13 protein-coding genes and 1 pseudogene are annotated in these 20194 nt (G+C 57.7%); 9 read left to right on the forward strand and 5 right to left on the reverse strand.

Annotation, left to right across the window (positions count from 1 at the left end; all coding sequences use genetic code 11):
• The first annotated feature begins 157 nt into the window (after nt 1-157).
• From ACRANW_RS03075 to ACRANW_RS03090, 4 genes are all read left to right on the forward strand, one after another.
• A complete protein-coding gene (locus tag ACRANW_RS03075; RefSeq protein WP_479433095.1) occupies nt 158-991 on the forward strand; it encodes an O-methyltransferase in 834 nt (277 codons plus the stop codon).
• 48 nt (nt 992-1039) lie between these two features.
• Nucleotides 1040-2383: an ATP-grasp domain-containing protein gene (locus tag ACRANW_RS03080; protein WP_479433096.1), complete on the forward strand. Its 1344-nt coding sequence runs from the start codon at nt 1040-1042 to the stop codon at nt 2381-2383.
• A gap of 3 nt (nt 2384-2386) precedes the next feature.
• Nucleotides 2387-3424: a D-alanine--D-alanine ligase family protein gene (locus ACRANW_RS03085; RefSeq protein WP_479433097.1), complete on the forward strand. Its 1038-nt coding sequence runs from the start codon at nt 2387-2389 to the stop codon at nt 3422-3424.
• A 143-nt stretch (nt 3425-3567) separates the two neighbouring features.
• Complete coding sequence (locus tag ACRANW_RS03090) at nt 3568-5289, forward strand: sedoheptulose 7-phosphate cyclase (RefSeq protein ID WP_479433098.1); 1722 nt, start codon at nt 3568-3570, stop codon at nt 5287-5289.
• Between the two features lie 215 nt (nt 5290-5504).
• Here the strand turns inward: ACRANW_RS03090 and ACRANW_RS03095 are convergent, their stop codons facing one another.
• The 3 genes and pseudogenes from ACRANW_RS03095 to ACRANW_RS03105 form a co-directional block, all read right to left on the reverse strand.
• Nucleotides 5505-5780, reverse strand: a complete 276-nt coding sequence (locus tag ACRANW_RS03095) for an HU family DNA-binding protein (RefSeq protein ID WP_479433099.1) — start codon at nt 5778-5780, stop codon at nt 5505-5507.
• Between the two features lie 113 nt (nt 5781-5893).
• Nucleotides 5894-7345, reverse strand: coding sequence for an efflux transporter outer membrane subunit (locus tag ACRANW_RS03100; RefSeq protein ID WP_479433100.1), 1452 nt, complete (start codon nt 7343-7345; stop codon nt 5894-5896).
• A pseudogene (locus ACRANW_RS03105) lies at nt 7342-9924 on the reverse strand (efflux RND transporter permease subunit); the annotation flags it as partial. The pseudogene ACRANW_RS03105 and the gene ACRANW_RS03100, both read right to left, overlap by 4 nt.
• 85 nt (nt 9925-10009) lie before the next feature.
• On the opposite strand from ACRANW_RS03105, the gene ACRANW_RS03110 reads away from it, so the two are divergent.
• A protein-coding gene (locus tag ACRANW_RS03110; protein ID WP_479431339.1) for an IS3 family transposase occupies nt 10010-11376 on the forward strand; the annotation gives its coding sequence in 2 pieces (ribosomal slippage) (nt 10010-10360 and nt 10363-11376; 1365 coding nt in all).
• On the opposite strand, the gene ACRANW_RS03115 is transcribed toward ACRANW_RS03110, so the two are convergent.
• The gene (locus ACRANW_RS03115) at nt 11321-12574 is read right to left on the reverse strand and encodes a phosphatidylinositol-specific phospholipase C1-like protein (RefSeq protein WP_479433101.1); all 1254 of its coding nucleotides are present in this window, start codon (nt 12572-12574) and stop codon (nt 11321-11323) included. The two genes, ACRANW_RS03110 and ACRANW_RS03115, sit on opposite strands and share 56 nt — an antisense overlap.
• A 206-nt stretch (nt 12575-12780) precedes the next feature.
• On the opposite strand from ACRANW_RS03115, the gene ACRANW_RS03120 reads away from it, so the two are divergent.
• Nucleotides 12781-15369, forward strand: a complete 2589-nt coding sequence (locus ACRANW_RS03120) for a TonB-dependent receptor (RefSeq protein ID WP_479433102.1) — start codon at nt 12781-12783, stop codon at nt 15367-15369.
• Between the two features lie 64 nt (nt 15370-15433).
• A complete protein-coding gene (locus tag ACRANW_RS03125) occupies nt 15434-16591 on the forward strand; it encodes a CehA/McbA family metallohydrolase (protein WP_479433103.1) in 1158 nt (385 codons plus the stop codon).
• A 129-nt stretch (nt 16592-16720) separates the two neighbouring features.
• Here ACRANW_RS03125 and ACRANW_RS03130 read toward each other — a convergent pair whose 3' ends face one another.
• A complete protein-coding gene (locus ACRANW_RS03130) occupies nt 16721-18343 on the reverse strand; it encodes an alkaline phosphatase D family protein (protein WP_479433104.1) in 1623 nt (540 codons plus the stop codon).
• Between the two features lie 145 nt (nt 18344-18488).
• Between ACRANW_RS03130 and ACRANW_RS03135 the strand changes: the two genes are divergently transcribed.
• Entirely contained in the window at nt 18489-19352 is an 864-nt protein-coding gene (locus ACRANW_RS03135) for a hypothetical protein (RefSeq protein WP_479433105.1), read from the forward strand.
• A 296-nt stretch (nt 19353-19648) separates the two neighbouring features.
• A complete protein-coding gene (locus ACRANW_RS03140; protein ID WP_479433106.1) occupies nt 19649-19969 on the forward strand; it encodes a hypothetical protein in 321 nt (106 codons plus the stop codon).
• Nucleotides 19970-20194 lie beyond the last annotated feature (225 nt).

Here is a 20194-nt window from a genome sequence, read left to right on the forward strand (position 1 = left end):
CGGGCAAGGGCCTGCTGAACCCGCGCTCAAACTGCGCGGGCGGAAGCCGTACATGGAGCGTTCTCAGCAACGCTAGCTAACGGAAAATCTTTGTACCCGGGAACCCAGCTATCGAACGCGGCATTAGTGGTTGAGCTTGCCACAACTTGGAACTGCAGTGTCCGACCAAACTAAACAACTTTTCCCGCTCCGCGCGGTAACGCCTCTCACGATCACCGCAGCTAAACTTCGCGAGTTGCAGCAATTGGCATCGGAGTTGAAATACGCTGACGCTGATTTCAATCGCCTTCTTGCCGACGCCTGCGAAGTTGCCTGCGGCCTCGATCCCTACGTTGAAGCATGCACCACGGCGCACTCGCAAGATCTTGCGGCATTAGAGCTGCTGACCCGGCAGGAAAACTGGGGCGTCCATTTTGGCGACGGCGCGACCTCTCTGCCACTTGAACAAGAAATGCTCTCCGGTCATCTTGAAGGGCAATTTCTAAAAATGCTCGTTGGCGCAACGCGCGCGCGCCGGGTTTTGGAAATTGGTCTGTTCAGCGGGTATTCCGCGCTCGCTATGGCCGAGGCATTGCCCGCAGATGGCCAGCTGATTGCCTGCGAAATCGACCAATATGCCGCCGATTTTGCCCGCACGCAGTTCGCCAAATCAGTTCACGGCCACAAGATTACCGTTGAGGTTGCTCCTGCGATGGAAACACTCGCGCGTTTGGCCGAGGCTGGCGAGCAATTCGATTTCGTTTTTATTGACGCTGATAAACCAAACTACTGGAATTATCTCGACACAGTCCTTGCAGGCGGGCTGCTGGCGGAAAATGCGCTCGTTTGTGTTGATAACACGCTTCTGCAGGGGCAGCCGTATCTGGCATCGCCATCGACAGAAAATGGCCGGGCGATTGCTGAATTCAATCAAAAGGTTTTGCATGATGCGCGCATCGAACAGGTGTTGTTGCCGATCCGCGATGGTGTGACCTTGATCCGATGTCTTTGAGCACGCCACTGCTTGATCAAGGTGCGGCTCATAAAATTGTAGTCCACATTGAAAACGACTGATTTTGGCAAGACGCTTCTGACACTTGCCGGTCTCGGCCTCGTCTTTCCTGTGACTGTCGCGGTGGTCACGGCATCGCTGTGTGTCCGGGCGTTGGCGCCGCGTTCAACGCCGTGGCCCGGCGGCGAGCGGGGCGCGCAGCGTAAAACCGTCATGATCAGCGGGGGCAAGATGACCAAGGCGCTGCATCTGGCCCGGTCATTCCACGCTGCTGGGCACCGCGTGGTGCTGGTGGAATCCCGCAATTATCGGTTCACAGCCCACCGCTTTTCGCGTGCGGTTGATCGGTTTTACGAAATTCCGGAACCGGATCACCCCGGCTACATCGATGCACTGACTGGGATTGTGCAGGCGGAACATGTCGATGTCTATGTTCCTGTATCGAGCCCGGTCGGCAGCCATTTCGACGCTATTGCGGGGGAGCGCATGGCCGATTTATGCGAAACTATTCACGTAAGCCCGGATCATATCAAGGCGCTGGATGATAAGCACGCGTTTGCCGAAGCTGCCGCACGGATGGGTCTGCGTGTGCCCCGGTCATTCCTGATAACGAACCCTCGCGACGTGCTGGATCATGACTTTTCGCAAGAACGCCGCGCCTTGATTTTGAAAAGCATTGCCTATGATCCGATCCGGCGACTGGATCTGACCAAGCTTCCGCTCGCCACGCCCGAAGCGACCGTGGCGTTCGTCAATTCGCTGCCCATTTCGCCTGAAAATCCGTGGGTGATGCAGGAATTTATTCCGGGAACGGAATACTGCACCCACGGCACGTTTCGCGCCGGGCGGTTGCAGGTCCATGGCTGCTGCGTGTCGTCGGCGTTCCAGGTGAATTATGCCCACACCGAAATGCCTGAAATCGTTGCGTGGGTTCAGCAATTCGGCGCGGGGCTCGGCATTACGGGGCAGGCATCATTCGATTTTATCGAAGCGAGCGATGATGGCCAGGTTTATGCGATCGAGTGCAATCCGCGGACGCATTCCGCAATTACAATGTTCACCGACCACGAGCAGCTCGCCAATGCTTACCTTGAAGACCGGTCTACCTCTGCGCCAGTGCAGCCACCATCGCAAAGCAAGCCGACCTATTGGTTGGCGCACGAAATCTGGCGGATCATGGCAGCGCTGCACCGGCCAAAACAGGCGCTGCGCCATGTCCGGGCCATCGCCACAGGCAGGGATGCGGTGTTTGACTGGCGCGATCCGCTGCCGTTCATGATGCTGCATCACTGGCATATCCCGATTTTGTTGCTGCGAGCCCTGCGTCAAAAGCACGGATGGCTGCGTATTGATTTTAATATCGGAAAACTTGTCCAGCAGGGGGGCGATTGAGCAATGCCGCGCCTGACCGTACTGCACCTCGTCGGTTCGCCGACGAGTGAATTTTATCAGGAACTGTCAGAACTCTATGCGCAAGCATGTGTCGGTGCAAATGCCGACCCTGATTTGTACGAGTTCGTTTTTCTCCACGTCGATCCGCTCGGCAACCATCGCTTTCCAATAGCGCTGGATGAAACCGCCATCGCTGCAGCGCCGCCATTGTCGTTTGCCCAAGCCGTGGCCCAGCTTGAAACAATGGTGATAGATATAGCTCTACCGCAGATGTTCTGCGAACGCGGCGTTACACAATATCGTGCGCTTATCGAACTGATAGGCCTGCCCTTTCTGGGCAACCGGCCCATCCAGATGGCAATCACGGCTGATAAAGGCAAAGCTAAGGCCATTGTCGCAAGCGCTGGTGTGAATGTTCCGGCATCACGCGTGTTGCAAACCTCTGGCAGTGCCGCGCTCGACTTTCCCATGGTTGTCAAACCCAATCGAGCAGACAATTCCGACGGCGTAACGCTGGTCAGGCACGACGCCGACCTCGCTGGCGCGCTACGAGATGCTGCGGCCTATGGTGATGATGTTCTCGTTGAAAGCTACATCGACTTAGGGCGCGAAGTCAGATGCGCCGTAGTGGAAACCGGTTCTGGCTTGCGGTGTCTTCCGCTTGAAGAATACTTCGTTGATCCGGTCGACAGGCCGATCCGTGATCGCGCCAGCAAACTGAAGCGCAGCGCTGCCGGGTCATTGCAATTGGCAGCGAAAACGGCCGCGGAGTCCTGGATCGTTGCCGATGACGATCCGATCGTTGGGGCGGTAAGCGATGCGGCGATGGCTTGTTACACGGCGCTTGGCTGCCGCCAGTACGGCCTGTTTGATTTTCGCGTGGATCCTTCGGGCTTGCCCTGGTTTCTGGAGGCCGGGCTGTATTGCTCCTTCGCGCCAGACAGCGTCGTTGTCACCATGATGGCAGCATCAGGCACGCCGCTCAAAGCCTTCTTCGCACAATCCATCAGCAGCGCCATCGCCGCCGCACGGCCCGGATAACACCAGTATCTGGAGCGCACCGGCCGATCCTGCGCAAGGCAAGCGCCGCTGTTCCTGAATCACAACGTTCGCACAGAATTTTTGGAGTTTTCGTAATGTTTACAACCGGTGCAGCCGTTCAGACGTTTCTTGGCAATCAAGATATGGCGGCTCTTTTGCATGAAGACACAGCGGCTGCGTTGTGCGCCGTGGTGACAGGTTCGCCATTCCGGCAATTGCTGGACGCGTTGATCAACGCCCCGGTGTTCGATGATGGATTTGCGGACGAATTCGCACTCATCGATGCGCTGGATGCGGTTGCACCGTGCCGCATCCTGCGCGGCGCGCTAAACCTTTCGCTCGGTCAGGTTTTTCAGTCGATTGCCAAGCTTGCAGCGGCTTTTGGAACGGCGGAACAGGGCGCTGATCGCGCGTTGGTATGGAGCGCTTTTGCTGACCGGGTTCATGCCAGCCCTGAACTTGCAACGGTCAAACTGCTAAGCTTTCTGGTGACGCACGTGGCGGACGAAACTGTCAACCAGACCTATCGCGATTTGGCTGAAGACCTGATCGTGTCCAATCCGCATGCGGTTTATCCAACATCGCCGTATCGCGAAAGTGGCGGACGGGTGGCGGGCAGTTCCGACAGCCGTTCGGTTGAAGCGGTGATGAAATTCTCCACCTTTGCTTCGATCCGCATGATCGATCACGTGCTTGATACAACATGCACCGAACTTCGCGATATCTATCGCCCGCTTGGCCGCTGTGTGTGTCTGGTCGATCAGAACGTGCAACAGCACTATGGTGATGGTCTGGCTGCGTATTTCAAGCACCACGACATCGCGCTCGAATTGCTGATTTACCGTGCGATGGAGGTCGACAAGGGCCTGGCAACAGTCGAGCGCATGCTGGGGGATTTCAAGCGTTTGGGGGTGTCGCGCAACGAACCTGTGCTGATTGTTGGCGGCGGCGTGCTGGCTGATACAGGTGGGCTGGCGTGCGCCTTGTATGGTCGCAACACACCCTACGTGATGCTGGGCACATCGATCGTGACGGGAATTGATGCCGGGCCATCGCCGCGGACGTGCTGCGACGGGTTTGGATACAAGAACCTGCTCGGCGCTTATCACCCGCCGGTCTTGTGCCTGACGGATCGGTACTTTTTTGGCACCTTGCATGAAGGCTGGTTGCGTCACGGCGTGGCGGAAATCATCAAGATGGCCGTTGTGAAAAGCATGTCGCTGGTCGAGCATCTGGAAGCGGCGCAGGAAGATTTGGTAAGAACGCGATTCGGAACCATTGATTGCAATCCGGATGCCGCGATCCACGATCTGTCGCACCGCATTCTGGGCGGGGCCATGCAGACATATATCGAAGCAGAATACGGCAATCTTTACGAAACGCATCAATGCCGCCCGCATGCCTATGGGCATACGTGGTCGCCAGGGTTCGAGATTGAAGCCGGCTTATTGCATGGACACGCCGTAGCGATCTGCATGGGGTTTGGCGCCTACCTTAGCCACCGCGAAGGCTGGATTGACGAGGCGGCCTTGTATCGCGTGCTGGATCTCATCGCAGGGTATGATTTGAGTTTATGGCACGAGGTTTTGCTCAACGAGAAGATTATGCTCGAAAGCCATCGCAAAATTATACAGAAGCGCGGTGGCAACCTTGTCGCCCCTGTTCCGCGGGGCTCTATCGGCGAATGCGGCTATCTCAACGACATTTCCGAAGCGGAACTGTTGAAAGCAATTTTCGAATACCAGGAAATATGCGCCTCGTTTCCGCGCGGCGGGCGGGGGATCGACCCCCTATGCAGCGATGTGGGGCTTGAGGATCCATCGACCGTCACCAAACCGTTGCTGCAGCCCGCGACAGTTTCATAGTTGGTGGCAGACGCACCAGCCATCGAGACCGCAGCGAGCAGGGGGTGCACGCTAGGGGTTAATTCCGTTATCGGAAGTGCTTGGCAACTGTTCGGTCTACCAGTTCCCTCTCAACCAGATGGACGAACTAATCCATTCGACCGTCCACGGGTTGAATTAAAATAATCCGACCAATTTCGAAAAAACAGAAACGAAGAATGTCTGAATTTAACGGGTCACCCGTTGAGCTTATCCTTGACCGCTTTGGCGGGCGCAAATGTCAGCTTATTCGATGCCTTGATTGTCAAAGCTTCACCGGTCGAAGGATTGCGGCCCTGGCGTTCAGAATTCGCCTTGACTTTGAACTTGCCAAAACCGTTGAGGGATACTTCTTCGCCCTTTGCAGCCGCATCGCTAATTGCTGTGAATACCGTATCAAACACCTTGCGAGCGTCTGCACTTGGAATGCGGCACTCATCCGACAGTTTCTTAGCAAGATCATTAATGTTCATAGCAATCTAATTCCTGTTATTAGCCTAAGGACGAAGTCTTTTTGCGTTTGTATCCGACGTCACCGTTGAAAATCAACAAACTGCAATCAGGTGCCCAGCGCCTCTCACCATGGTCATGTGCCTGGAAGTGCCTGCTCCACAACCTCGCCTCCCAGAGTACGATAGAGGGAAACGCGGTTGCTGGCCTCTATGAGCTGCGTGGCAAGAAGCGTACGTTGCGCTGCATAAGATGCGCGTTGCGCGTCAAGGCTAGCTAGAAAGGAATCGATTCCTCCGCGATAACGCATATCTGTCAGTTGATAAGTATCCTCTGCCGCTTCGACGAAAGCGCGATTTGCATTCAATTGTCCGGTGATCGTACCGCGCCGCGCAAGCGCGTCTGCAACATCACGGAACGCCGCCTGGATTGCACGCTTGTAGCCTGCAATCGCAGCATCGCGCTGCGCTTGCGTTTGCGCTACACTGGCCTGTGCAGCTCCACCTGCGAATAGCGAATAACGCACATTCGCACCTGCGGTGAAATTGAATGCCGCCCCAGTAAACAAGGTCGACAGTGCATTGCTGGCAAGGCCCGCCAGTCCAGTCAGCGTGATCCGCGGAAACAACGCAGCGCGCGCGGCGCCAATTTCGGCATTGGCGGCGCGCAATTCGTATTCAGCCTGCATCACGTCGGGGCGGCGCAGCAAAATAGTCGAATCGAGACCGGCGGGCAGTGAGCGGACCGCTTCATCGGCATCGCCAATTGCTTGCGGCAAAAGCGCTTCATCCACCGGCGCGCCGACTAGCAATTCAAGAGCGTTAATGTCCTGCGCCAGCGCTGTGGTCTGTGCCGCGATGTCGGCCTCAGCCGTTGCAAGTATCTGTTCGGCTTGACGCAGATCGGTACGCGGCGCGATGCCGCCGTCGAGCCTGAGCCGGGTGAGCTTGATCTGCTCGCGGGCGTTTGCTGATGTATCCTCGGCCAGCCTCAATAGCGATCGGTCCGCGGCATAGGTCAGCCAAGCGTCGGCGACATCTCCGATCAGCGTCAGACGCGCCGCACGCGCTCCGGCCTCGGTGCTAAAATAGCGGTTAAGCGCAGCATCTGACAGGGACTCCAGCCTGCCAAACAGGTCGATTTCGAACGCAGTCGTGCTTACATCTGCACTGTATCGAGTACCGGCAGTCGACCGGCTCGCGGCTGGATCGTTGCCTATATCGACGTCCTGATTGCGATTCTGGTTGGCAGTGCCGTTGTCGAATTGCGTGCGCCCAGCTGCAGCATTTATCTGCGGCAATTGAGCCGCCCGCTGGATGCGAAACTGCGCCCGTGCGGCTTCGATATTTGCTGCGGCAGCCTTCAGGTCACGGTTATTGGCGAGCGCTTGTTCGATCACCTTCACTAGCCGGGGATCAGCGAAAACATCGCGGTATCCCATCGCCGGCAGAGCCGCCTCGCTCTGGGCCAAGTAGGCGTCGCCAACCGGCCAAGAGGGAGGAACTGACAACTCTGGTTGCACATATTTAGGCGACATCGAACAGCCCGGCAGGAGCATCAGCGCAACGACGAAAGCTGCGCGTTTCATGTTGAGCTCCGGTCTGCGACGTTCTCGCCGATGTGCAGCTTCTTGAGCGTGTCGCGGGTGGTGCGGCGGACGAGGACAAAAAATAGCGGGATGAAAAATATTGCCAACACAGTGGCAGTCAGCATGCCGCCGATCACAGACGTGCCGATGGCGATACGACTGTTCGCGCCTGCCCCACTTGAAAGCGCAAGCGGCAAAACGCCGAAGATGAAAGCCAGACTGGTCATCAGGATCGGGCGCAGGCGCAAACGGGCCGCTTGAAGAGCCGCGTCGATCACGCGTGCACCACGGCGCTCGGCACGTTCGGCGAATTCGATCACTAGAATCGCGTTCTTGGCCGCCAGTCCCATTGTCGTGAGCAATCCGATCTGGAGGTAGACATCATTTTCAAGCCCTCGCAGCGTGACAGCAAAGATCGCGCCGACCAGCCCCAATGGGACTACCAGCATGACGGCGACAGGGATGCTCCAGCTCTCATACAAAGCGGCAAGACAGAGAAACACGACCAGCAAAGATAGGCCGTATAGCAGCGGTGCCTGACCAGAAGACAGGCGCTCCTGAAATGATAAGCCAGCCCATGCAACGCTTACTCCGGGAATCTGCTGTGCGAGCTCCTCGATCCTGTCCATGGCGACGCCGGAACTTTGACCTGGGGCAGCCTGTCCCTCAAACTGAAAACTGGGATAGCCCTGAAAACGTGAGAGGGTCGTGGGCGTGGTGGACCACCCCGTGCGGGAAAAAGCAGAGAACGGCGCCATCTGGCCGTCTGTTCCGCGCACAAACCATTTGCCTAGATCATCCGGCGTAGCCCGATATTGAGAGTCGCCCTGTACAAACACGCGCTTGAGGCGGCCGCGATCGATGAAGTCGTTCACATATTGCCCGCCCCATGCGGCAGAAAGCGTCGTGTTCACGTCTGCTTGGTCGAGGCCAAGCGATGCCAGCTTTGCCTGATCGATATCGACCTGAAGCGTGGCAACATCCGGCAATTCGCCCAGCCGCACGCCAGTCAGCAGTGGATCGGCTTCAGCCAGCTGGAGTAGCTTGTCACGCGCAGCGATGAACTCCTCGCGGTTCATGCTGCTGGTGTTTTGTAGCTGCAGGCTGAAGCCATTTGTTTGTCCCAGCCCGCGGATCGCGGCAGGAACCAGCATATTAACCTGTGCGTCGCGGAATTGAGAAAACGCCTTGCCAGCACGTTCAACGATTGCATCGGCAGAGTTCTCGGCGCCGTTGCGCTCAGACCAATCAACGAAATTGACAAAGCCCTGACCGGTATTCTGCCCCGCCGCGCCTTGCCCCCCGCCTGCTACGCTAAACATCACGGAGATGTTCTTACTCTCATCTTCCAGCATATACTTTTCGACAGCTAGTTGGACCTCGCGTGTGCGGCCTTGGGTTGCCCCAGCGGGCAGCCGGAACTGCACACGTGCCGCGCCTTGATCTTCAACAGGAAGGAAGCTGGTCGGCAGTCGCACGAATAGGGCAGCCAATAAGACCAGCACAATGGCGTATATGGCGATAAACAACCACTTCTGGTCCACCATTTTCTGCACGGCAACGATGTACCGATCCGTACCGCGGGCGAAACTCGAATTGAACCAGTTCTGGGCGCGGTCAAGACGATTCGTGATCGCGGGAAAGCGTCGATCGAGCCAGTTTACTTGTGCATCGCTTTGCGCGTGCTTCTGGCGCAAAAGCGAAGTCGTGAGCGCCGGACTCAGAATCAGCGCGACGAGTGTTGAGAGCACCATCGCAGATATCATGGTGACTGAGAATTGCCGGTAAATGACTCCTGTAGATCCGCCAAAAAACGCCATCGGCAGGAATACGGCAGACAGCACAATGGCAATGGCTACCAGCGCGACCTGAATTTCGTCCATTGACTGGATGGTCGCCTCTTTCGGCGTCATCTCAGGATTTTCTTCCATGAGACGTTCAACATTTTCGACCACCACGATCGCGTCATCCACGAGAATGCCGATCGCCAGCACCAGTCCAAACAAGGTCAGCGTGTTAATGGAAAAACCGAATAGGTAGAACACCACGAAGGTGCCAAGAAGTGTTACCGGCACTGCGATGGTCGGGATCAATGTGGCCCGCCAGCTGTGCAGGAATACAAACATCACAATCACAACGAGCAATACCGCCTCAAAGAGGGTCGCGACGACTTCATCGATCGAAAGACGAATGAAGGCGGTAGTATCATTGGCATAGACGACTTTGTAGCCGGGAGGAAAACTCACTTGCGCGTTGCGCACTGCTTCCTTGACGAGGTCGGACGTAGCCAGAGCATCAGCGCCAGGAGCCGAGGATACGGCAAGGCCCGCTCCTGGGTGACCATTGATCCTGCTGGATGCAGAATAGTTTTCCGCGCCCAGTTCCACTCGTGCAACATCAGACAGGCGCACTAACGCGCCGCTTTGGTCCGCTTTCAGGATAATCGCCTCGAATTACTCCACTGTGCGCAGTCGAGATTGTGCGGTCACCGTCGCATTGAGGCGGTTGCTTTCTGGCTGCGGCAGACCGCCGACTTCCCCGGCCGCGACTTCGGTGTTCTGGTTGCGGATTGCGTTGACTGTCCCCCGTCAGCACCAATGGCACAGATTTGAGGTTGTGATTTAAGGAGGGTTGGGGCTTCGTCGTAGTGACGAAGGAACGAAGATGAAGACCCAATCCTCCTTGAAAAAATCCCCTCCCAAGAAGGCCCCTGCTGAGCGAGTGGTGAAGGACATCCGGCGTGCAACCCGCCGACACTTCTCGGCCGAAGACAAGATCCGCATCGTGCTGGACGGCCTGCGCGGCGAAGACAGCATTGCCGAGCTGTGCCGCAAGGAAGGCATCGCTCAGAGCCTGTATTACACTTGGTCGAAGGAGTTCATGGAAGCCGGCAAGCGCCGGTTGGCCGGCGACACCGCCCGTGCCGCGACCACCGGCGAGGTGCAGGATCTGCGCCGCGAAGCCCGCGCCTTGAAGGAATGCGTAGCTGACCTGACGCTCGAGAACCGCCTGCTTAAAAAAAGCATGATCGCGGATGGGGGCGACGACGAATGAGGTATCCTGCTTCTGAAAAGCTGGAGATCATCAGGATCGTCGAGCAGTCGCACCTGCCCGCCAAGCGGACGCTGGATAAGCTCGGCATTGCCCGTCGGACGTTCTACCGCTGGTATGACCGCTACCTCGATGGTGGCCTGGAGGCGCTCGCGGATCGACCGTCAGCGCCGAGCCGGGTGTGGAACCGCATCGCGCCCGAGGTGCAGGACCAGATCATCGAAATGGCGCTGGAGCAGTCCGAGCTGTCACCGCGCGAGCTGGCCGTGCGATTTACCGATGAACGCCAATACTTTGTGTCCGAAGCCACGGTTTACCGCCTGCTGAAGGCCCATGATCTGATCACGAGCCCGGCCTACGTCGTGATCAAGGCTGCCGATCAGTTCCACACCAAGACCACCCGCCCGAACGAGATGTGGCAAACCGATTTTACCTACTTCAAGATTATCGGGTGGGGCTGGATGTATCTATCGACCGTCCTCGACGACTTCTCGCGCTACATCATCGCCTGGAAGTTGTGCACCAACATGCGGGCAGAGGATGTGACCGACACGCTGGACATGGCGCTCGCCGCATCAGGATGCGACAGTGCAACGGTGCTGCACAAGCCCAGACTGCTCAGCGATAACGGCCCCAGCTACATCGCGGGCGAACTGGCGGAATACATCGAGGCCAACAAGATGAGCCATGTGCGCGGCGCTCCGATGCATCCGCAGACCCAGGGTAAGATCGAGCGCTGGCACCAGACCCTCAAAAACCGCATCCTGCTGGAAAACTACTTCCTGCCCGGCGACCTTGAGACCCAGATCGAGACGTTCGTCGAGCACTACAACCACCAGCGCTACCATGAAGCGCTGTGCAACGTGACGCCCGCCGACGTCTACTTCGGCAGGGCACCGGCCATCATCAAACAGCGCGAAAGGATCAAGCGACAGACCATCGAACATCGGCGCTTGCAACACCGCAAGCTCGCCGCCTAAAACCAAACCCCAGACGAGGCCCGCACTCCGCTAATCTACGCCGCACATTGCGCCAAATGTTCTGACGACGGACACAGCCGTCCGGCTTTCGAATTGGATTGCAGCAGACTGCGTCGGTCCCCGGAAGCCTCACCCGGTACTCTGACCATTCAGCTCGTGCAAAATAATAGTCAGTCGACACATATTGCGCCCCCGATGCGAATGCGATTTCACGGCGCGCTGTATCGCCGCTCCGAGGTTCCTTCGTGTCGGCATCAGCTCGCGTGCGAACGATCATCCCAGCGCGCACAGCGGCTTCGATCTGGTCCCGCTTTTCGACCGGTTCGTTGATTGTAAAATATGCCGCGTGGGGCGCTTCCAGCGAAAGGCTGTTGATGAAGATCGGCAAGCCCTCAAGCGACGCTTGGCCGCGCATATAGGTCGTAACGGTGGCAGGATCTGAATCGAGCGCGAAAATCAGTTTGCCGCGACTTTCCGAAAGGGTCGGCCAGCCGGATTGCATCACAGCCTCGCGCAACGATGGCGCTGTTTTGCGGACATCGTCGGGTTCGATGAAATCATCTGGCCCCAGCGATGCGCGCAACTCAGCGTCCAATGCTTCGAACGCCGCTTCGTCAAAGGCAAGCACTTCAGTGGCACCAGGGATCGGCAAGGTTGACGATTTGGTGTTGAACAAGATCAGGATCGGCGCATGGCCCGGATGTGCATCTGACCAGGCTTCGATCTCTTGAAGGCATATTGCCAAGGTGGGGCAATGGGACCGGACATCGATGTCGGATGTGTGAAACACCTTGAAGCCAGGTGGCTGCAACTGCGACGCGTCGAACGGGGCGCCGCTGATCCGGGGAAGCAATGGGTTGGCAAAACGTCCGCCCTTCGGATCGTAATAGATGTCGATTTCGAGCTGGCGCATTCCAAGATCAAGCTGCTGATTCAATGGAATGTGCGCGTAATCAAGGCTTTGGGCCGCTTCTGCTGATTGCGCAGCGATCATGGCGAGTTCAGCCGCAGGGATGGCCGCCTTGTAACTATTGTGCGAACCGACAGCCTGCAGATCATTGATCCGCAGTTTATCTGCCCCCGCCCCACATTGTGCGGCGGCATTCCCGGCTGCGGCACAGTCGAGGGGTTCGGCCAGCAGCGCGGATGCCGGGGCTAGCCACAGCGTCATGCCGCCAAACGCAATCCAAACCTTCATTTTTGATGTCCCCCCAATCGTTCCTGAGCCCGGCTAAGTAAGCCGATACAATGACGTTTTCGCGGCGCCTGCAAGGCTTGCGCTGTGCACAGACCCAGCGGCGTTCCGTTGGCTGACGAAGTATTCCTTCAAACTGTCGCAAAATGATCATCAAAGTGTCGCTGTCTGACTCTAATCCCTCGCCATTAGACATGCAGGGGTGCGACATGAAGAAGAATCTGGCTCTCGGGGTTTCGAGCTTTGCAATTTTCGGCCTTTGTGCGGCACCGCTCAAGGCGCAGGACGGCAATAATGCCGATCCGGTGCAAACGTCTGATGAAGCGGGCGTCATCATCGTTACCGGGGAAAAGGTCGACAGGTCGTTGCAGGACACGATCACATCGGTCGGTGTGGTAACGGGAGAGACGATCGAAGCACTTGGCATTACGACCTTGTCCGAGACGTTCGATTACATCGCCAACGTCAACCTTGGGAATACAGAAGGCGGTTTTTCAATCCGCGGCATTCCTTTCGACAATCTTCTGGGTGCCGGTTCCTCACCGCTGGCGCAGATCTATGTCGATGATGTCACGTTGAGCGATCAGACCACCCGTTTCGGTGCCGAGGGCGTCTGGGATGTGGCGCAAATCGAAGTCCTGCGCGGCGCGCAGTCGACCGTTCAGGGCCGCAACGCGCTCGCCGGGGCCATCATCATCCGCACCGCCGATCCGACATTTACCTGGGAAGGCAAGGCCCGCGTCATTGGCTTGACCGCCGACGGAGGCGATGAATTTGCCGTTTCCGGCGCGCTGGGCGGGCCGATCATCGATGATGTGCTGGCGTTCCGCGTTTCGGGCGAACGCCGCGAAAGCGATGGCTTTGTCAGCAATCCGATTACCGGCGGCAAAGATTTCGACGATCAATGGACCGGCCGGGTCAAACTTTTGTTCACACCATCGCCGGACATCCGCAGTCTGCTGACCTATGCCTATGTCGATGTTGATGTGGCCAACCGCGTGTCTGACCGCCGGTCGCGCGGGGCCGATGGCTTTGTGAATTTTCTGGATGTGGTTCCGGGCAACGAATTCAACCGCGAAACCTTTATCAACTTCCCCGATTCCAATCGCAACATTCAGCACAATGTGTCCTGGAAAACCGACTGGGATCTTTCCTCCGCGTTCCGGCTGACTTCGATCACAACGTATAGCGAAGGCAAGATTAGGGAGCGTTTGGATACCGATGGCACGTTCCTCAATCCCGCCCTGTTCCCGTCGGCGCCAGTGATCATCGACAATCCGTTCAATATTCCGCGCGTGCCAACCGGACCCTACACCTTCAACACCGCCGGCACGCAGTTCGAAACGCAGACGATCTTCACGCAAGAATTCATCGCCTCATTCGACAATGATGGCCCGTTGCGCGGCTTGATTGGCGCCTATTACGTGAACTCCAAGGAAGAAGAGTTCAACTTCACGCCAGGGATCCAGCCTGGTATCCAGGCAACAGTGGCTGGCGCTGTGCGGCCCGGGTTGCAATCCGGATTGACGGCGCAGCTAAGGCCACTGCGCGGCATTCCCGTTCCCGGGAACCCGGTCGCCGCGATCCCTGCAGGCCCGGCCGGAGACGCAGCGTTCGCTGCCTTCATCGCGCAGGCGACTGCACTTTCGGTTGGCGCGACTGTCGGAAACTACGCCGATTTGGGTACATTTATTGCCGCGACAAGCGAACCGCTCGATATCGAAAATTACGCGTTCTACATCAGCGGCGAATATGACATTCTGGACAATCTGACGCTCGGCTTTGGCCTGCGTTATGATTACGAAGAACAGGTTGAAGGGCTGACGATCATCGGCCAGCCATTGGGGTTGCCAAATCCCGCAGCTCCGCTGCTACCACCGGGTTTCCCGGCAGCCTTAATTCCCGCCGTGCAAGGCGCGATCCAGAACGTGAACGGTTTTTTTGATGCAACGCTGTCGGACGCGTCGACCAGCGCGACGCAGGATTTCAACGCGCTGTTGCCATCAGCTTTTCTGCGCTGGGAAATCGACGCTGACCGATCGCTCGCCTTTTCGGTCCGCCGTGGCTACCGGTCTGGCGGGTCAGACCTGAATATCGTGCGCCAATTCGTGTCGCAATTCGATCCCGAATACACCACCAATTACGAAGTGGCGTTCCGGTCATTTTTCTTTGACCGCAAGCTGCGGCTGAATGCCAATGCCTTTTACACCGATTGGACCGACCAGCAGGTGGTGGTCTCGCTTTCAACGCTGCAGCAAGATCAGGTCGGCTTCAACGTCGGCAGTTCCACGGTCAAAGGCTTCGAAATCGAGGCCTATGTGACCCCAGCGACCGGTTGGTTTGTGCAAGGCGTGCTTGGCTACGCTGACACACAATTCAACGATTTTGACGCCGCGCTCGCTACGACCCTGATCGAAGCACAAGATGTGCTGGCGCCGATTGATCTTGAAGAAACCTTGTCAGCTTTCGAAGGGCGCGGGTTTGCCTTTGCGCCGGATTGGTCAGGGGCCGCGCGCGTTGGCTATGATGACGAAAACACCGGCCTGTTCGGCGTTCTGGGTGTGACTTACGAGGCAAGTTCCAATGTCAACAACGCGCAAAGCGGATCGCCCACATTCCTCGACAATGATGCCCGAGTGCTGGTCAATGGCACCATCGGCATCAAGCTGGATAATTTCACGATTGCGCTGGTGGCTCGCAATCTGCTTGATCGCGATTACGTGGCTTCCGGGGGTGACCAGCTTGTGCGTCTGGGGCCACAACGGCAGATCGGCATCAGGCTTCAGGCCGATTTTTGATGGTACACGCCGCTGCTCCAAGTGGTCAGACAAGAAAGGCTCACACAAGGTTGGAGAGGGTGACATGATCGCAAAGAGCCTCGCCACCATCGCTTTCGCGCTGGCAGTACCCCCCGCACTGGCCCGGGCACAGGACGCGGAGAGCGCGCCGATGGGCAGTGAGGGCATCTGGCTGAAAGGCGATCTGCACGTCCATTCGCGTCACAGCGTGGATTCCAGCAACCATGCGGTCAGTGCGATCCTCACCTTTGCGCAAACTGTCGGCATGGATTTCCTGCTGATTTCCGATCACGACAACCATGTGGCGGGCGCTATCGCACAAAACACCTGGGCAGACCCGGAGTTTCGTTCGGACACCATCGTGCTGCTTTATGGCGCGGAGTGGACCACCAATCGCGGTCATGCCAATCCGATCAGCGCGCACCCGTATGATCATCAACAGCTGTATGACGTGCGCGATGCGCGCGACATTCGCATCGGCGCGGTAAAGGATGAGCTTGGCATCCACCTATCGGCCAATCATCCAAGCAATGATGATGCCTTCAGCATGTCCTACGACATGGTGGATTCGCTGGAGGTGTGGAATTCGGTCCTGTCGTCGCGCAACAAAAGCGCGCTGCTGGTTTGGGATGATCTGCTGAAATCGGGGCGCAGGATGACAGGGCGCGGCGGCAGTGATGCCCATCATGGCCAAATGCCCAATTCCAACATGGCGAACGAGCGCGCACGCGAAGCATCCGCCAACAATATCGGAACGCCCACCACCTGGGTGCGGGCCGAGTCCCGCACAGCAGCGGCGGTTGTCGACGCGCTCACCCACGGACGGGTTTCCATCAGCGCCAACCCAATGGCACCACGGGTCGAATTTACCGCCGACCTTGATGGCGATGGCAGCGGCGACATGGTGATGGGGGATAATCGGGCTGCGCCACCGGGCGCGGCGGTGCGGTTTAGCGTGGCGTTGGTTGGCGGCGTGTCTGCCGCCGCTTCCTATAAGGTCGACATCATCAAAAATGGTGATGTGTTTCAAACATTGGCACTTGATGGTGTTCGCACTGTATTGTTTACAGACACGCCAGCTGCCAATGGCCGAACCTATTACCGCGCCGAAGTCCGCGGGGCAGTACCAGCTTATCCGCAAGTCCCCAACGCTGCGCTCGTCGCAGGCGATCTTGTGGCCTTGTCCAACCCGTTATATTTCAACTTCGACCCGCTGTTTTAAACGCGCCCCTGTCAGTCCACAGAAAATCCTACAAAGTCGCCGGCCCAGTGACGAGGGCGTTTTTCCCTGCAATGATCAGTCATACTGGGCGCGCGGGGCACAGGTGTGGCGGTTGGCCGCCGCTGCAATTCAAACAGCGCTCAGTCGCTTTGCGCCATATTCGACCGACAGTTCGTGCGTAGCGAGCATCTCGGTCGAAATCTCTGACCTCGAAGGAAAGAACCGCCACGTGCAGGTGGCTGCACTTTTTGACAGCTCAAGGTCCATGTAGCCGCGCTGGCTTGTATCGCACCAACGAAGTCCCGGGTTGGTGGCAACGAATTGCGCAGCGACGTTGGCAGCGTCGCCGCCGAAGCGCTTTTCAAGGCCAAGCGACGATACGCTTTGCACCGCAAATTCAACGCCAGCCGCTTCGCCATTCTGGTTCAAGTCATACCCCCATGCATTGTGGCTATCGCCGCTCAGAACGATAAGGTTGGCATCAGACCGCCGCGCTGCTGCCAAAAGCCGTTCGCGGGCCGCCGGATACCCATCCCACCGATCAAGTCCTAAAGGCACGCCTTGCTGGGACAGCAAACGGGCTGCAGCGATACGGCTTTGTTCGGCCGGTCCCAATGCAACCCCTTGTTCAAACCACGAAGCTTCAATGGGAGGCATAACGGTTGGTGCCATGATGACCTGCTGCAACAGCACCTGCCACCGGGTTTGTGCGGTCACAGAATCGCTCAGGCCTGCAGCAAGCCAGGTTTCCTGATCCGCGCCCATCATGGTGCGCGAAGGGTCTGCCAGCGGCCCTGCGACAAACGATTTTATTGCCGTAACCGGATCGTTGGAACCGGCAAAGGCTGCCGTGATGTCGAGCTGACGCGACCGCGCAAGAAGCCGGGTTTCGAGCCGAAACAGCGTCGCAAGATCGCCGATCGGGTAGCTGGCATAGGGCCGCGGTTCCATTGGCAGCCATTCATAAAACACCTGCAAGGCAGCGCGTTTGCGCGCGTCCCAATCACCATCACCCGCGCCATGATTGCTGGCGCCATGTTGCCAGCTGTTATTGGCGACCTCGTGGTCATCCCAGATCACGATCATGGGATGCCGCCGATGCAGTTCTTGCAGGGCAGGATCAGCCCGGTAGGACGCGTAGCGCAGCCGGTAGTCCACCAGACTGATGGTCTCGCCAAGGGGCGCAAGGCCGCGGGCGCCAGCCAGTTCAGCCAGAGCGTCTGATCGATCAAGCGGCGATTCGTAAATGTAATCGCCCAGATGCACCACCAGATCGAGATCATCGCGCCCAGCGGCGTGTGCATAGGCATTGAACCAGCCTGAGGTAGCGTTGGCGCATGACACGACGGCCATCCGCAAGCAGGCCACCGATTTTCCGGGCAGAGTTCTGGTGCGTCCCGTAGGCGACACCGAACCGTCGGGCGCGATGAAACGGTAAAAATAGCATCGTTCAGGCAGCAGCCCATCGATCCGCACTTGCGCGCAATGGTCCGTCGCGGGCGCGGCCTTGGCGGTGCCAGTCGACGTGATCGTGAGGAATTTCTCTGTCTCTGACAACTCAACCCGTAAGGTCGTGCTGGCTGCGTCCGCCACGAACCGTGTCCACAGCCTTATGCTTGCTGTTCCCGGATCACCGCTTGCCACCGAATGGGTAAAACCCCTCGCATTTGCTGCGTGCAGCAGCCCGGGCATCCCGGCGATCAAAGGCAGAAAGGCGCTGGCCCGCAGTGCGGTGCGGCGTGAAACAATCATGAAGGCTCTCCTGCGGCCCAGCGGTCATTATTGACCGGGCACGACAATTTGGAGAAATTGTGCAGCAATATGTAACCGGCAAGACGCCAATCATGCGCTATCACGTTGTCGATCGTCAATTTTTTTGCCGGAAACAACGATGCTGATGAACAGGCTATCTACGCTCACGGCATTAGCGGTTATGCTGGCTTGGCCGGCCATGGCCATTTCGGAAGATGATCTTCCACAAGCATTGGAGCAAGCGCGCTTCGCCGCGCCCGAGGCGCGGCAGGGCGTCGCAGTCGGAAAAGACCGCTTTTATGCCATCGATAATCGCCGAATTGCGGCGTATGATCGTGAAAGCGGGCATCTTCTGGTCCAATGGACCGGAGACCCCGAGCGGTTTACCCACCTCAATTCCTGCGCGGTGGCCGGGTCCGAACTCGTTTGTGCGCACTCTAACTACCCCAATGTCCCGATGGAAAGCTCAATCGAGTGGTTCGATGCCGTCTCGTTGCGCCATTTGCGCAGCCACCAGTTGGAGCCGGAGATCGGTTCCTTGACCTGGATCGTCCCCCACGAAGGGGCGTGGTGGGCAGCGTTTGCCAACTATGATGGCAAAGGCGGGGAGTCCGGCCGCGATCATCGTCAAACCACTCTTGTTCGGTATGATGCTGCGTTTGAACGCCGCGAAAGCTCGCTGTTTCCAGCGCAAGTGCTCTCACGTTTTGCCCCCTACAGCACATCAGGCGGAACTTGGGGGTCAGACGGGATGCTGTACGTAACCGGTCATGATCGGCCTGAAGTCTATGTACTGTCCGTCAGTCAAAATTCCTCCGAATTATCGCATGTCGCTACAATCGCTATGCCTACGTCGGGACAGGCTGTTGCATGGGATCCATCGCAGGACCGAACATTGTGGTCGATAGACCGATCATCAGGCGAAGTAGTGATGAGCCAGCTACCCGTCGTTTTTCCACGCAGTAGGCGCCCTGACAAAGACGACCGCCGCCCTTTAAAACCTCAGTAAAGTTAGGGGTAAATCTGCTCTGCCAATAAGAGCCAAGCCATGGTCATCCGCATCAAAGCGCCACCGCTTTTTTCCTCGTGGCGGAGGTCGGATCAAGATCAATCTTACGCGCTTTCCGCTGCGCCGGATCGAATGCTTCGATCGCGGCGATCATTTGTCGCTTACCGGAAAGGTTAAGTTCGTTTCGCTCGACGCCGATATTGAGCGACGTATTCGCGAAGGCGTCGCTGAAGAACTTGCCCGATCGGACTTAGGGCGAGATTGTCTTGTGTGAGCCGTCAGCCGATCAGGGGCCGGTGAAGGCGCTTCTACCTGAATCTCGATTTGGGCATATCACCGAAGTTGCCTTAGTTTTCTGCAAGGGCCCGTCACCTGAGAAGATCGGCGCCACTGCAGGAAAGCGCCTGGCAGGCTATGAGGCGTCAAAGGCTTTTGCTGGACTTTACTTGCAAGCCCAGTTGCCGCTGCTGCTGGCTCTCGCCGGCGGTGGGGTCTTAACCAGCGTGAAGATTAGCGAGCACACGCGCACTGCAGCTCGACTGATCCAGACGTTCAAAGGCCGTGCTGCTCAGTTCGGAGACGATGACGAAAGACGAATCCTGGTTGAGGTCGGGTAGGCGAGAAGCTGACCCAAATTGCACAGTGCGCCGCCACTGTGCGCACCCAATTGACAGATTGAGCTGACAGCTACGCAGTTTCGTCGAAGCGACGCGCGCCAGCCGCCCCGTCTCGGCTGGCGCGCATCATCTAACGAGGACCTTCCAGTCCCCGGGTGGGCGTCATGCGGGTTCGCCGCCATTCCCACCGCCGCGCTCGATCCGCCCCACAGTGCGGCGTCTCCT

This window comes from Erythrobacter sp. 'gip.4 top 5' (assembly GCF_056495765.1).